The sequence below is a fragment of the Bizionia paragorgiae genome (assembly GCF_900107625.1).
In the GTDB taxonomy this organism is placed as follows: domain Bacteria; phylum Bacteroidota; class Bacteroidia; order Flavobacteriales; family Flavobacteriaceae; genus Bizionia; species Bizionia paragorgiae.
Genome location: NZ_FNQK01000009.1, coordinates 138,616 through 152,996, shown reverse-complemented (window position 1 = coordinate 152,996; position 14,381 = coordinate 138,616). Strand labels below are relative to the sequence as shown.

Here is a 14,381-nt window from a genome sequence, read left to right as displayed (position 1 = left end):
CGTATTTTTATCTAACCATCTGCGACGTTTTACGTGAAGATAGACTGTATTACCTCGAAGTGGAAAATCTTGAATAGTGACTTCTTTGTGAAAACCATGAGCAACAAGCATTTTGGATTTCTCCTCTTTAGGAATCACATTGCGCTCTTCAAAATAAAGGTGCATTACTTCACCATTTTTTGTGTTTTTTATTAAATCGAAATGATTAATTAAAAATTCAGGGAGAATAAGTTTCAGTAATTCTAAATAATTGTCCACGGCTATTTTTTTTACAAAAATCGTAATCTTATTTCAATTCACACACAACTTTTGAGATTGATCCTTTCCATTTTTAAAGACGTTACATTAATTAATCTGTAGTCAGGTTATGCACAGTTTTAAAATGCTTCTTAGGGGGTATTGCAGGTTATTTGTAGTTGAGGTATTCACGTTAAGTTTGTCGGTTTAAACGTAGCTATAACAATAATGAGTGTTTTGAGATGCATGTGGCTTAATAGGGTAAGCGGATATAATATCATCTCTAGTACATTTTAAAACAAAAAAAAGCCCAATCTAAAAAGATTGGGCTTTAAATATTAGAATAGTTCTAATTATTTTTTATCATCAGTTGCTTCTTCAACAGCGTTTTCAACTGCTTCACCTGCTTCTTCAGTTTCTTCAACAGCAGAGTCAATTGCTTCTCCAACAGCTTCAAAACCACCTTCTACAGCTTCTTCAGTATCTTCAGCAGCTTCTTCTACAGCGTTACCTGCATTTTCAATAGCGTTTTCAGCGTCTTTTTTGTCTTCTTCTCTACAAGATGTAAATGATGCGCCTAAAGCTAATAATAAAGCAGCGCTTAATAATAATTTTTTCATTGATTTAGTTTTTTTAATTTTAATTTAGCGCAAATCTACAATTTTAACAATTAATAAATGCTAATTTTTTAACAAAAATTAACATAAACACATGAGTTTGTAAATATTACAGCTTATCTACGTATGTAACTGAGTATTTGGATTACGGCACCCCTGTTTTTTTTAATAAAATTTAGATTATTTTCTCCAAAGGTGATTCGTTGTTGAGGATTATCAACAAATAAATGTAACGCTTTATTTAGTTCTTGTTGGTTCGAAATGGAGATAAGTCCCTTTTCAGATTGTAACGCGTAGGCTTCGGGGAATTTTTTAAAATGATGCCCAATAATAATAGGGATTCCAAAAACGGCAGGTTCTAAGATGTTATGTAATCCTGTTGTTCCCATAGCACCACCAACATATGCGATGTCGGCATAACTATAAACCTTTGTGAGTAAACCAATAGTGTCTAAAATAAGGACATTGTATTTGGAAAGGTCTTGATTTTCTTTTTCTGAAAACAAAACGACCTCTTTTTTTATATTGCGCTTTATCGTGGCTATTTGGTTAGGTTTAATAGTGTGCGGGGCGATAATAAATTTAATGTCCTCGCGTGCTTCTGTATTAATATATTCGATAAGTAAAGTTTCATCTTCAGGCCATGAACTTCCTATAACCACACACAGTTGGTTGTTTTTAAATTCAGCAATAAAATCTAAAGTATTATTTTGTGATAGTTGATTAAATACGCGATCAAATCGGGTGTCGCCAGAAACAGTTACCTTATTATAATTAATACTTTCTAAAAGCCTTTTAGAGTCTTCGTTTTGTGTAAATATATGGTCGAATGTAAATAGCGCTTCTTTAGTCTGCTTTCCATACCATTTAAAAAAGGATTGGTCTGCTCTAAAAACGGCCGAGATCAATATAGCTTTTCCCTTTCTGGAGCCTAAGGTTTTTAAAAAATTGGGCCAGATTTCATATTTAACAAAAATGGTAAATTCAGGGTGAACCAAATCTAAAAATCGCTGGGCATTACGTTTGGTGTCTAAGGGAAGGTAAACGACAACATCTGCGATAGGACTGTTTTTTCTGATGTCATATCCTGAAGGAGAAAAAAACGAAAGCACTATTTTATGAGTAGGAAAGTCCTCTCTAAGTGTTTTGAAAACAGGGAGTCCTTGTTCGTACTCGCCTAAGGAAGCACAATGAAACCACATGGTTTTGTCTTCTGGACTAAGTCTCGAAGCTAATAAAGAAAAGGTCTGTTTTCGGCCTTTTACACCCTGCTTAATTTTTTTATTAAAAGGGGCGAGGCACTTTAAAATAAAAGAGGCTAGAGATATGGATATAGAATAAAGTAAATTCAATGTAAAAAAACGTTTGTGCTAAAATACATAATTCATTGTTTAACATTAATGAATTTTGTAATTTCGTTACTTATGAAAAAAATACAAATGGTTGACCTAAAAGGTCAATATAACGAGATAAAAGAAGTTGTAAATTCTTCTATAAACGAAGTTATAGAAACTACAACTTTTATAAATGGGCCTAAAGTGCACCAATTTCAAAAAAACTTAGAGGATTACCTTGGTGTTAAGCATGTTATTCCTTGTGCTAATGGTACCGACGCCTTGCAAATTGCTATGATGGGCTTAGGGCTAAAACCAGGTGATGAGGTGATTACTGCCGATTTTACTTTTGCTGCTACGGTGGAAGTGATAGCTGTATTAAACCTAACTCCGGTGTTAGTTGATGTCGATCCGGAGACGTTTAATATCGATATTGAAGCCGTAAAAAAAGCAATTACACCTAAAACCAAAGCGATTGTACCCGTGCATTTATTTGGACAATGTGCAAATATGGAGGCTATAATGGATATTGCTAAGGCACATGATCTTTATGTTATTGAAGATAATGCACAAGCAATTGGAGCGAAATATAAGTTTAGCGATGGTAAAGAAGTAATGTCCGGGACTATAGGTCATGTCGCTTCAACTTCTTTCTTTCCTTCTAAAAACTTAGGGGGATATGGAGATGGTGGAGCTATTTTTACCAACGATGATAACTTAGCACATGTTATTCGAGGGGTAGTTAATCACGGTATGTACGAGCGTTATCACCATGATGTTGTAGGGGTGAATTCTAGATTAGATTCTATTCAAGCTGCCGTTTTAGATGCGAAATTACCGCATTTAGATACCTATAATAATAAAAGACGCGCAGCTGCCGATGCTTACGATATGGCGTTTAAATCTGTAGAAGGGATTACTATACCTAAGCGTTCTGGAGATCATGTATTTCATCAATATACCTTAAAAATTCAAGGGGTTGATAGAGATGCTTTAGTCGCACATTTACAAGCAAATGCTATTCCTTGTGGTGTGTATTACCCAATTCCGCTACACAGACAAAAAGCCTATGTTGATGCACGTTATAACGAATCCGATTTTACTGTGACAAACCAATTAGTAAAAGAGGTTATTTCGTTACCTATGCATACGGAGTTAGAAGCCGATCAAATTGCATTTATCACCAAAACAGTGATCGATTTCGTTACAAATAAGTAGCATTCTTGTTAACTTAAAGGGTTGCATAATATTAAATTAAAGGTTTTCTGGTATTGCTTTTTCTGGTTGTCATAGTATTGAAACTAGATAAAGCAGCCGAAACTATCTTAAGGTTATGGTAAGTCCTGAAATTTATTTATATCAAAATTAAAGAAGGAGCAATCCTTGTCGCATTAATCACCTTAGTATTTCAAAATGAAAAAAATAGTAGTAACTGGCGGACTCGGTTTTATAGGGTCACATACTGTAGTAGAGCTTCAAAACTCAGGGTTTAAAGTCGTTATTATCGATAATTTATCCAACACCACAATGTCAGTTTTAGATGGTATTGTTTCTATTACAGGTAAAACGCCAGATTTTTACAATATAGATTTAAAGGATAAGCAAGACGTTGAAGCTTTTTTTAAGACGCATAGCGATATTGCTGGAGTTATTCATTTCGCAGCGAGTAAAGCAGTTGGAGAAAGTGTTAATGAACCACTAATGTATTATGAGAATAACATAAACACCCTCGTGTATATGTTGCAAAATACATCGCAATTAAAACAAGCGCCTTTTATTTTTAGTTCGTCTTGTACTGTTTATGGAGAAGCACAAGAGCTACCTATTTCCGAAACATCACCAATTCAACCGGCCTTATCTCCTTATGGAAACACCAAACAAATAGGAGAGGAGATCATTAGTGATCTCTGTAAAGCGGACGCGTCATTTAATGCTATAGCATTGCGTTATTTTAATCCTATCGGAGCTCACGAATCAGCGAAAATTGGGGAGTTGCCTCTTGGGGTGCCTCAAAATTTAGTTCCTTTTATTACACAAACAGGAGCAGGTATACGAGAACAGCTTTCTGTGTTTGGTGATACTTATAATACCGAAGATGGTACGTGTATTCGTGATTATATTCACGTTGTTGATTTAGCAAAAGCCCATGTTATTGCATTAAAACGTTTAATGGATGGGGAAAATAGCCGTAATTATGAAGTCTTCAATTTAGGAACTGGGCAGGGGAGCTCTGTTTTAGAAGTTATAAAATCGTTTGAACGTGTATCTAATCAGCCTCTAAATTATAAGGTTGTAGATAAAAGAGAAGGCGATGTGGTAGCTGCATACGCTGATACTACCAAGGCAAAAGAGGTTTTAAAATGGACTGCAAAATCCACGCTAGATGATGCGATGTTGTCTGCTTGGAAATGGCAACAGAGACTAAAAAAAGACTAGTTTTTACGATTTGTAATCTGATAACTACATCTCGTTTCATTCGTCATATTAATAAGTATTAGGCGATACTCTTGCGAGTATGATATTAATTTGGTGATTTGCAATGATTTATGTTTGATTTCTTTGTGATTGTCGTTATTTTTTGTTACTTTGTAGCTTAATGCAATAGAAAAATGAAACTGATACAAATTAAAAGAAAAACAAAATTAGAAAACCGATTCGCCCCCAAAATGGGACGCGTGCAAGCAAAAGTAACGTACATTAAAACAAAGTTTCTTGGAATTATTCCGCTAAAAACTTTACATAAGTACAGAGAAACATACTACGGCGAAGTGAAAGATTGCCAAGAATGTGTTCTAGCGAAATAAAGTCCTAAAGAGATAAAAAAAAAGCTTCAGTTAATAACTGAAGCTTTTTTTTATGCTTTTTTCTTCTTGAAATTAGAGATTAGTAGGAGTCCCATTCCGAGCATTACAGACATGTCTGCAAAATTAAAAATACCCGTTCTAAATACGCCTCCTAAATCGATATGAAGGAAGTCGGTAACCGATCCGTAAAGAATCCTATCGTAAATATTGGCAATTCCACCACCAATAATACATGAGAATCCTATTAAAGATTTACGGTCTAAACTTTTATCCCTAAAAATGTGGAAAAACACCACGCCTAAAACTATAATGGGTAAAACGTTAAGCAATAAAATCTTAAGTACCGGGCTAAAATCACTCCCCATACCTAGAAAGGCACCCGTATTTTCAACATTGTGTAAGGTAAGGTAGTCTCCTATAATTTCACCCTGACTTCCAGGTTCTACATGGGCTCTAATCCAAAATTTAGAAATTTGGTCTATGGCAATATTGAATATAATTAACCCGAAGATTAAGTAATTACGTGTTGAGTTTTTCATTATGCTTCGCTACCAAATGTTGCCGAAGCTGTTTGTGCTTCTCTATTTATCTTTTTTACTAAACCTTGTAATACTTTACCAGGACCAACTTCTGTAAATAAGGTAGCACCATCGGTAACCATTTGTTGAACAGATTGTGTCCATCGTACTGGAGCCGTTAATTGCTTAATTAAATTAGCTTTAACTTCGGCTTCATTACTAACCGCATGCGCTGTTACGTTTTGGTAAATTGGACAATTTGGTTTATTAAAAGTCGTGTTTTCTATCGCTGCAGCAAGTTCCTCACGTGCAGGCTCCATTAAAGGAGAATGAAATGCACCACCCACAGGTAAAACTAACGCACGACGTGCTCCTGCCTCTTTTAAAGCTTCACAGGCTTTATTTATAGCGTCTATTTCTCCAGATATTACAAGTTGCCCTGGACAGTTGTAGTTTGCAGCAACTACTACACCTTCAGTTTTCGAGCAAATAGCTTCTACCATCGCATCTTCTAATCCTAAAACAGCAGCCATAGTACTAGGTTGTAATTCACATGCTTTTTGCATAGCAATTGCTCGCTGAGAAACTAATTTTAGTCCCGCTTCAAAACTAAGTGTTCCATTAGCTACTAAAGCCGAAAATTCTCCTAAGGAATGTCCCGCTACCATGTCTGGTTTAAAAGCATCACCTAAGGTTTTAGCAAGAATAACAGAGTGTAAGAAAATAGCAGGTTGTGTTACTTTTGTTTCTTTTAAAGCCTCGGCAGTACCCTCAAACATAATATCGGTAATAGTAAAGCCTAAAATTTTGTTGGCACTTTCAAATAATTCTTGTGCTAATGGAGAGTTTTCATATAAGTCTAAGCCCATTCCTGAGAATTGTGCGCCTTGACCTGGAAATATATATGCGTTCATTTTGGTTCGTTTTTTATGCTGTAAAAATAAGAATAATATTTAATAGTATCGGTGTTGTTTGCTAGAGCTTGATGGTCCTTCTTATAAACCTATAATAGCCGCTTCAGCACAGCGTTCGCCGTCCATGGCCGCGCTAACAATTCCTCCGGCATAACCACCACCTTCACCACAAGGGTAAAGATTTGTTATTTGTGGATGTTGTAATGTTTCTTTTCTAGGAATGCTAACTGGTGATGAGGTTCTAGACTCTACACCTACAATATTAGCTTCTTCTGTATAGTACCCTTTCATTTTTTGTCCGAAAGATTCAAAACCCTTTCGCAATCTACTACCAATTAATTTAGGAAGTAAAGAGTGTAATGGTGCCGATTTTAGTCCGGGCTGGTAGGAGGTTTCGTTTAAAGTAGACGATAAATTTCCTTCTACAAAATCGGTTAATCGTTGGGCCGGTGCTACTTGCGATCGTCCGCCAGCCGTAAAGGCTAAGCGCTCTAAATCTTTTTGAAACTCCAATCCTTTTAAAACTCCAAACTGCTCGTATTTACGCAGGTCTTTATCCGCATTAATTTCGACTACAATTCCAGAATTTGCAAACTTGTTATTGCGTTTAGAAGGGGACATACCATTCACGACAACTTCACCGTTAGCGGTTGCCGCTGGGACTATAAAACCACCAGGGCACATACAAAATGAATAGACGCCGCGTTCGTTTACTTGTTGTACTAAACTGTATGCTGCGGGAGGTAATAGTTCATGACGTTCTCCAGAACAATGGTACTGAATACTGTCTATTATATGTTGTGGATGTTCCACACGAACCCCCATTGCAAATGATTTGGATTCGATAGCTATGTTTTTATTGTTTAAAAGATAGTATATATCTCTTGCCGAATGTCCTGTAGCTAATATAACTCGTTCTGTCACTAATTCATCGCCATTCTGAAGTTGCAGTGCTTCAATTTTGTTGTTTTTAATACTGAAGTCTACAACGCGGGTTTCAAAATGGATTTCTCCTCCATAGTGGATGATGTTTTCGCGTATATTTTTAATAATTTTAGGTAGTTTGTTAGTACCTATATGCGGGTGTGCATCTTGCAAAATCTTTTCTGTAGCCCCATGATAAACGAAGTTTTCGAAAATGCGACGGACATCACCACGCTTTAAACTTCGGGTGTAGAGTTTACCATCACTATATGTTCCTGCACCACCTTCTCCAAAGCAATAGTTAGAATCTTCATTTACAAAATGGTCTTGATTAATGGCTTTTAAATCCCGGCGTCTGTCTTGAACATTTTTACCTCGCTCAAGTACAATAGGCTTAAAACCTAATTCTATACAGCGTAAGGCTGCATACATTCCTGCAGGTCCGAAACCAATAATATGAATGGGTTTTGCCTTAGAAACATCTTTGTAGTGAAAGTCGTATTCCGATGTTTTTGGCATCGGTTCTTTTATATAGACTGCAACTTTATAATTAAAAATTATTTTAGGTTTCCGAGCATCGATTGACTTACGTAATATTTTTACGCCAGTAATCTCTTGCTTCGGAATATTTAAATATTGAGCTGCTTTAAGCAGTAAAATATCGGTTTGTGCTTCGTCTTTTAAAGGTATACGAAGTTGGATCTCTTGTATCATACTGCGAAATTAATTAAATTAAAAAGACTTCTTTTCTATAAGGGTGCTTTTTTTAGCAATTAGGACTAGTGTCTTTTATACGTAAAAAATGTGAAGTCGTAGTCGTTGTTGGCATCTTTACCATGAAAAATACGTGAAGTTTCATTCCACTCATTCATGTTTATCTCAGGGAAAAAAGTATCGCCTTCGAAAGATTCATGTACGCGTGTGATTTCCATAGTATTTACAAAAGGCAGTGCTTGTCTGTAAATTTCACCTCCACCAATTATAAATGGCTGGTTATCACCTTTACTCATTTCAATAGCTTTTTCAATAGAATTAGCAACCAAAACACCTTGAGGAACTTGGTAGTCGTCTTGTTTAGTAATAACAACATGTGTTCTGTTAGGTAGTGGCTTAGGGAAACTTTCGAAGGTTTTTCTTCCCATAATAATATGATGACCCGATGTTAACGATTTAAATCGTTTTAGGTCGTCACTCAAGTGCCAAATTAACGCGTTGTCTTTGCCTATAGCATTGTTTTCGGAAGCGGCTACGATTAGAGTTAAGTTGTTCGTGTTTTCTTGAATCGCCGGGCGTGCTTCAGAAAAGTCCGTTTGTACAGGAAAATCTTTTTCTACCTTTTGTTTTAGTTTTTCAATGCGTAATTTTTGTGCACCAACTAGTTTATCTAATTGTGCTTTCTCCCAGTCCTTACCCATTAACCGATTCGTTACAAATACATTAAAAACATGATATAGAAATATAAATAACCATATAGAAATAGCTATAACAAACCAGTTTTGATTAAAAATAGTAAAGGTCTCTCCGATACCTAATACCGTGTTGGCAAAAATTAAAAATACAGCTCCAATTAAAAAGACGACAAAATGGGTGTATAAGCGTTTTTTTTGTTTGATACGTCGTTGCGCATTTTCTATGAGCTCTAATTGATCTTTATCTATTTGTGGTTTTTGTGTTTTTTTTCCAAACATAAGTTTAAGTATAGGTCCTATTTATATGTAAATATAATTCTTTTAAAAGTTATAAAAAAGGAAGACGTTAATCGAAGTAAAGAGTCATTAAAATTTTAAAAGGCACGTCTATTGCCTTGCCGTTAAGCTGTCCCGGTATTTTGAATTTTGGTAGTCGTTTCACGACTTTTATGGCTTCGGATGCTATCTCTTTTTTGTGTGCTTTCGCTGTGATGTTTTTGGGTTTACCATTTTTACCAATAACAAATTCGACTTGAAACTGAGTAGATTTATCTTGAGGAAATAAGGAATTGGCAAGTTCCATATCAAAACTTAATTTAATAAAGTCTATAATTTTCTCTGTGGTACATTGTTTTAATTCAAGAAACTCAAGCTCCTTATCACAGCCTCTGTACACAGGATAGCTGTCTACCTTAGTGCTATAGGTTTGAGGCGCTGGTTGGCGGTCCTCAATACTAAATTTTATGGGTAGGAAATAGGGTACAGTAACCGCTTTTCCTCTTTGTAAGCCGGGTCTTTTAAATTTAGGAACGAGTTTTATAACGCGAATAGCTTCTTGTTCTAACTCAGGGTGTGGGCCTTTCGCTTCAATTGCCGTAACCTCTCCTTTTTGATTTACTTTAAACTGAACATTAATTCTAACGTCACCAGGCTTAAGGCCTAAAGATTGAGCGCGTTTAAGATTGAAATTTTTAGAAATAATGGCATTTATTTTAGTGCTCATACAGGTTTTAAGTGCACGATTACTAAGGTTTTCGTCGCAGCCAGAATAAATAGGTGCATTTTCTATTATTGCAAAAGGAACTTCGTGGTCGCTCGTCTCTTTGTCAAGGTTTTGGTTCTGGGGTGTTGGTGCTTTAGGCACGTCTTGAGAATACGATACCAATGTTATGAGTAAAAAAAATAAAAGGCTATAGTGTTTCATACCTGTTTTAATAGGACTATACTGCTACAACACCTTTAATGTGTGGGTGCGGATTATAGTCTTCTAGGGTGAAGTCATCAAAAGTAAAGTCAAATATATTGGTGACTTTCGGATTAATTTTCATTTTTGGTAATGGTCGCAATTCGCGAGACAGTTGTAATTCTAGCTGCTCTTTATGGTTGTTGTAAATATGAGCATCACCAAAGGTGTGAATAAAATCTCCTGCTTCATAACCGCAAACTTGAGCCATCATCATTGTAAATAAGGCGTAAGAAGCAATATTAAAAGGAACGCCTAAAAAAATATCGGCACTACGTTGGTAGAGCTGACAAGATAGTTTTCCATCGGCAACATAAAACTGAAAAAAGGCATGACATGGGGGTAAAGCGGCCTTCCCATTAGCAACATTTTCACTAAAGGATTTTGAGGTATCTGGTAAGACTGAAGGATTCCAAGCAGAAACTAGCATTCGTCTACTATTCGGATTGGTTTTTAGCGCTTCAACGACCTCTGCAATTTGATCAATTTCGTCATTATTCCAATTCCTCCATTGGTGCCCGTAAACAGGTCCTAAATCACCATTTTCGTCCGCCCATTCATTCCATATGCGTACGCCATTATCATTTAAATAGTTAATGTTTGTATCGCCTTTTAGAAACCATAACAGCTCGTAAATAATGGATTTTAAATGAAGTTTTTTTGTGGTAACCATTGGGAAACCTTCACTTAAATCAAAGCGCATTTGGTAGCCGAACACACTTTTAGTGCCCGTTCCTGTGCGGTCTCCTTTTTCATTTCCTTGCTCAAATACGTGATTTACTAAGTCGTGATATTGTTTCATAATACTAATGCGTGATCGCGATAATTAAAATTCTCAGACTATTATAAGAATGCTATTTACGCTGTAAAAATAAATAAAATAACTGTAATGCTTACTTATGGCGTTTAGCCTATTATCATCCCTGCAATGGTAGCAGAAATTAACGAAGCGATTGTACCTCCAATTAATGCTTTCATTCCGAATTTAGATAAGGTTTTACGTTGTCCAGGGGCTAAAGATCCAATCCCTCCAATTTGTATTCCAATAGAGGCAAAATTAGCAAAACCACATAGCATATAGGTCGCCATAATAATTGATTTTTCAAATTTTAGGTGAGTTACACTAGTAATATCCTTTAATTCGGCCAATTGTATATATCCGACAAATTCGCTAGCAGCAAGTTTGATTCCCAATAACTGTCCCATAAGCGCCATGTCTTCTCTAGCGACTCCTATTAACCACATAAGAGGTGCAAAGATGTACCCTAAAATTAACTCTAAAGATACTTTAGGATAGGGGGTATTGTTAGAAACCCAACTGTTTAATGTGGTAACTTCTCCAACCCAACCTAATATACCATTTAACATGGCAATAAAAGCGACAAATACCAATAGCATGGCTCCAACGTTTACAGCGAGACGTAACCCTTCGGTAGTACCATTTGCAATAGCGTCTAGAATATTCGAACCTATTTTATCTTGAGATACATTAACGTCTGTATCTATGTCTTCCGTTTGTGGATAAAGAATTTTAGAAATCACAATAGCTCCAGGAGCGGCCATTACTGAGGCGGCTAAAAGGTGTTTTGCATAGAACAAGCGCAAGGCTTCATCTTCACCACCTAAAAAGCCAATATAGGCTGCTAATACAGCACCTGCTACTGTCGCCATTCCTCCAATCATAACAAGAAGAATTTCGGACTTGTTCATTTTCTCTAAATAGGCTTTAATAAGAAGCGGTGCTTCCGTTTGTCCTAAAAATATATTTCCAGCTACACTTAAGCTTTCTGCTCCCGAAATTTTAAGCACTTTAGATAAAGCCCAAGCCATAGCTTTTACTACTTTTTGAATGATTCCTAAGTAGAATAGTAGGGAGGTTAATGCCGAGAAAAAAATAATTGTTGGTAGTACTTGAAAGGCGAAAATGAATCCGAACGTATCCATATCCATAACCAGTCCGTCGAATAAAAACTGACTACCAGCACGAGTAAAATCGAGAACGCTAATAAATAGACTCCCAATAAATTCGAAAACATTTTTTATAAATGGTACTTTTAATACACCAATAGCAATAATGAGTTGGAATAGGAGTCCGAAACCAACTATTTTCCAGTCGATTGCTTTTCGGTTACTACTAAATAGGAAAGCTATAAAGATTAATGATACCATACCTACAGCACCACGCCATAAACTGGTAAATGAAAACCCTTGACTGCTTATTATAGCTTCATTCTCGATCGTTTCTGATGGCGTTACGATTTCTTCTTGGAAGCTATTTTGATCTTGTAAAGTGTAGGTAATGTCTTTTTGTTTAAAGACTAAAGTCGAATCTGTAAGTTCGGAAATCTTATATTTCTGAATGGAATCTGTAGGTGTGTTGAAATAGAAAACAAGCAAGTTGTTTTGATAGAAGTAGTCCCCTGAGGCCTTTACGTTTTTCTCGGCAATAGACCATTCAAACTCACCATTATTTAGATTTAGTACATCAGTTTCAGAGACTGATATGAGGTTTTCTCCTTTTTGATTTTGTAACGATTGTATTTCCCAAGTTTTATTTATGTCTTGGGCCGTTAACATATTTAGCCCAAAAAAAACAGCTGTTATAGCTAAAAAAAAATGTTTCATAATAATGTGTTATCGTTTTGAAATCTCGTCTCTTATTTTGGCAGCCTTTTCGTAGTCTTCATTATTTACGGCTTCTGTTAAGAGATTTTGTAAATCGTCAAGAGAGAAAGATGAGTAGCTGTCTTCAGGTGTAGTATCGACATCAATATTTTCATTTAAGATGCCTTCAATAAGAATATTATCATCGTCCTGATTATCTTCATCTGTTTCCACTTTTAAAAATATTCCAGCTTTATCTAAAATGTTTTTATAAGTAAAAATTGGAGCTTGAAATCGGAGGGCTAAAGCGATAGCATCGCTAGTTCTGGTGTCTATTATTTCCTCTATTTTATCACGTTCACAAATAAGACTAGAGAAAAACACTCCGTCCACGAGTTTGTGGATGATGACTTGTTTTACAACAATATCAAATCGGTCTGCGAAATTTTTAAAGAGATCGTGAGTAAGCGGTCTAGGCGGTTTAATTTCTTTTTCTAAAGCAATAGCAATAGATTGTGCTTCAAAAGCGCCAATAACTATAGGGAGTTTTCTGTCGCCATCTACTTCGTTAAGTATAAGGGCGTACGCGCCATTTTGTGTTTGGCTATAAGATATTCCTTTTATATTTAGTCGAACTAAACTCATAATTTTATAAAAAACAAAGAACTGTTTAAATTAGGAGAATACCAACTCCAAAACTCATAATTGTGAATTTTAGTATTGATTTTTTCACATTATAGAGAGCTATAATTTGAAACTTCTAATTTAAACAGTCCCTATTTAAGAACTTAAATCTAAGTGATTAAGCGTTTGCTGCTTTAAAAGCTTTTAATTTTTCGATTAGTGCTGGCACAACTTCAAAAGCATCACCTACAACACCATAGTCTGCAGCCTTAAAAAACGGTGCTTCAGGATCTGTATTGATAACTACTTTTACTTTAGAGGCGTTAATACCTGCTAAATGCTGAATAGCTCCAGAAATTCCGATTGCTATATATAAATTAGCAGCTACTGGTTTTCCTGTTTGACCAACGTGCTCACTATGAGGTCTCCACCCTAAATCACTCACGGGTTTAGAACATGCTGTTGCAGCTCCAAGAACCTCTGCTAATTCTTCAATCATTCCCCAGTTTTCAGGACCTTTTAATCCGCGACCTGCAGATACAACAATTTCGGCATCGGCAATAGTTACTTTATCTGTTACTTTATCTACAGACTCTACAGTAACTCCAGAGGTAGGAACTGAAGGTGCAAAATCTTCGGCAGTTGCACTTGCGCTATTTTCTACTAAACCATAAGAGTTGTTAGAAACTCCAACAATTTTTACATTAGTATCAATAGTTGTTATGTTAAAAGCCTTGTTTGTAAACGCGGTACGTTTAACTGTAAAAGGTGACGTGCTTGACGGTACTTCTACAACGTTTGAGGCATAGCCTGCGTCTAAGTTTACAGCCAATAAAGGTGCTAAGTACTTGCTATCTGCACTTGAGCTAACCACAACTACTTTTGAACTTTCATTCTCAGCCGCTTGTTTTAAAACTGAAGCGTAAGATTTTGCGTTGAATGTCTTTAAATCTGCATTAGACACTTTTAATACTTTGTCTACTCCATATTTTCCTAATTCTGAAACATCGTCTGCATTTACTGCAACCGCTGTTACTGTAGTCCCTAATTGGTCGGCTACAGCTTTGGCATAAGAAGCAACTTCGAAAGCTGTTTTCTTAAATTTTCCGTTTTCTGATTCTGTATATACTAAAACTGACATATTTTTAATTTT

Annotated in this window: 15 protein-coding genes; 3 read left to right on the top strand and 12 right to left on the bottom strand. The window is 35.9% G+C overall.

The genetic code is table 11. The annotated features are described in order from the left end of the window. From BLV64_RS08555 to BLV64_RS08545, 3 genes are all read right to left on the bottom strand, one after another. On the bottom strand, positions 1-258 hold a 258-nt coding region (locus BLV64_RS08555), incomplete at its 3' end, for an ISAon1 family transposase N-terminal region protein (protein ID WP_092132939.1). Positions 259-590: 332 nt separating this feature from the next. Further along, positions 591-857, bottom strand: a complete 267-nt coding sequence (locus BLV64_RS08550) for a hypothetical protein (RefSeq protein ID WP_092134035.1) — start codon at positions 855-857, stop codon at positions 591-593. A gap of 113 nt (positions 858-970) precedes the next feature. After that, positions 971-2,206, bottom strand: a complete 1,236-nt coding sequence (locus BLV64_RS08545) for a 3-deoxy-D-manno-octulosonic acid transferase (RefSeq protein ID WP_092134033.1) — start codon at positions 2,204-2,206, stop codon at positions 971-973. Between the two features lie 72 nt (positions 2,207-2,278). Here BLV64_RS08545 and BLV64_RS08540 point away from each other — a divergent pair, with 72 nt between their 5' ends. The 3 genes from BLV64_RS08540 (at position 2,279) to BLV64_RS08530 (ending at position 4,992) form a co-directional block, all read left to right on the top strand. Beyond that, positions 2,279-3,406, top strand: coding sequence for a DegT/DnrJ/EryC1/StrS family aminotransferase (locus tag BLV64_RS08540; protein WP_092134049.1), 1,128 nt, complete (start codon positions 2,279-2,281; stop codon positions 3,404-3,406). Between the two features lie 195 nt (positions 3,407-3,601). Further along, the gene (gene galE, locus BLV64_RS08535) at positions 3,602-4,624 is read left to right on the top strand and encodes a UDP-glucose 4-epimerase GalE (protein WP_092134032.1); all 1,023 of its coding nucleotides are present in this window, start codon (positions 3,602-3,604) and stop codon (positions 4,622-4,624) included. 173 nt (positions 4,625-4,797) lie between these two features. Beyond that, positions 4,798-4,992, top strand: coding sequence for a hypothetical protein (locus BLV64_RS08530; protein WP_092134030.1), 195 nt, complete (start codon positions 4,798-4,800; stop codon positions 4,990-4,992). A 50-nt stretch (positions 4,993-5,042) separates the two neighbouring features. Here the strand turns inward: BLV64_RS08530 and lspA are convergent, their stop codons facing one another. The 9 genes from lspA to BLV64_RS08485 form a co-directional block, all read right to left on the bottom strand. Further along, a complete protein-coding gene (gene lspA / locus BLV64_RS08525) occupies positions 5,043-5,531 on the bottom strand; it encodes a signal peptidase II (protein ID WP_092134028.1) in 489 nt (162 codons plus the stop codon). Continuing rightward, positions 5,531-6,424, bottom strand: a complete 894-nt coding sequence (gene fabD, locus BLV64_RS08520) for an ACP S-malonyltransferase (RefSeq protein WP_092134026.1) — start codon at positions 6,422-6,424, stop codon at positions 5,531-5,533. The genes lspA and fabD overlap by 1 nt, the downstream gene beginning before the upstream one ends. Positions 6,425-6,505: 81 nt before the next feature. Then, a complete protein-coding gene (locus BLV64_RS08515; RefSeq protein ID WP_092134024.1) occupies positions 6,506-8,062 on the bottom strand; it encodes an NAD(P)/FAD-dependent oxidoreductase in 1,557 nt (518 codons plus the stop codon). A gap of 65 nt (positions 8,063-8,127) precedes the next feature. Beyond that, positions 8,128-9,036, bottom strand: coding sequence for a dihydrofolate reductase (locus BLV64_RS08510; protein ID WP_092134022.1), 909 nt, complete (start codon positions 9,034-9,036; stop codon positions 8,128-8,130). 67 nt (positions 9,037-9,103) lie between these two features. Continuing rightward, on the bottom strand, positions 9,104-9,961 hold the full coding sequence (locus BLV64_RS08505; RefSeq protein WP_092134020.1) for an energy transducer TonB: 858 nt from the start codon (positions 9,959-9,961) through the stop codon (positions 9,104-9,106). Positions 9,962-9,977: 16 nt separating this feature from the next. Continuing rightward, on the bottom strand, positions 9,978-10,802 hold the full coding sequence (locus BLV64_RS08500; RefSeq protein ID WP_092134018.1) for a thymidylate synthase: 825 nt from the start codon (positions 10,800-10,802) through the stop codon (positions 9,978-9,980). 104 nt (positions 10,803-10,906) lie between these two features. Continuing rightward, positions 10,907-12,625: a NupC/NupG family nucleoside CNT transporter gene (locus tag BLV64_RS08495; protein ID WP_092134015.1), complete on the bottom strand. Its 1,719-nt coding sequence runs from the start codon at positions 12,623-12,625 to the stop codon at positions 10,907-10,909. A 9-nt stretch (positions 12,626-12,634) separates the two neighbouring features. Then, positions 12,635-13,249, bottom strand: a complete 615-nt coding sequence (locus tag BLV64_RS08490; RefSeq protein ID WP_092134013.1) for a bifunctional nuclease family protein — start codon at positions 13,247-13,249, stop codon at positions 12,635-12,637. 157 nt (positions 13,250-13,406) lie between these two features. Continuing rightward, on the bottom strand, positions 13,407-14,369 hold the full coding sequence (locus BLV64_RS08485; protein ID WP_092134011.1) for an electron transfer flavoprotein subunit alpha/FixB family protein: 963 nt from the start codon (positions 14,367-14,369) through the stop codon (positions 13,407-13,409). Between the last annotated feature and the right edge of the window lie 12 nt (positions 14,370-14,381).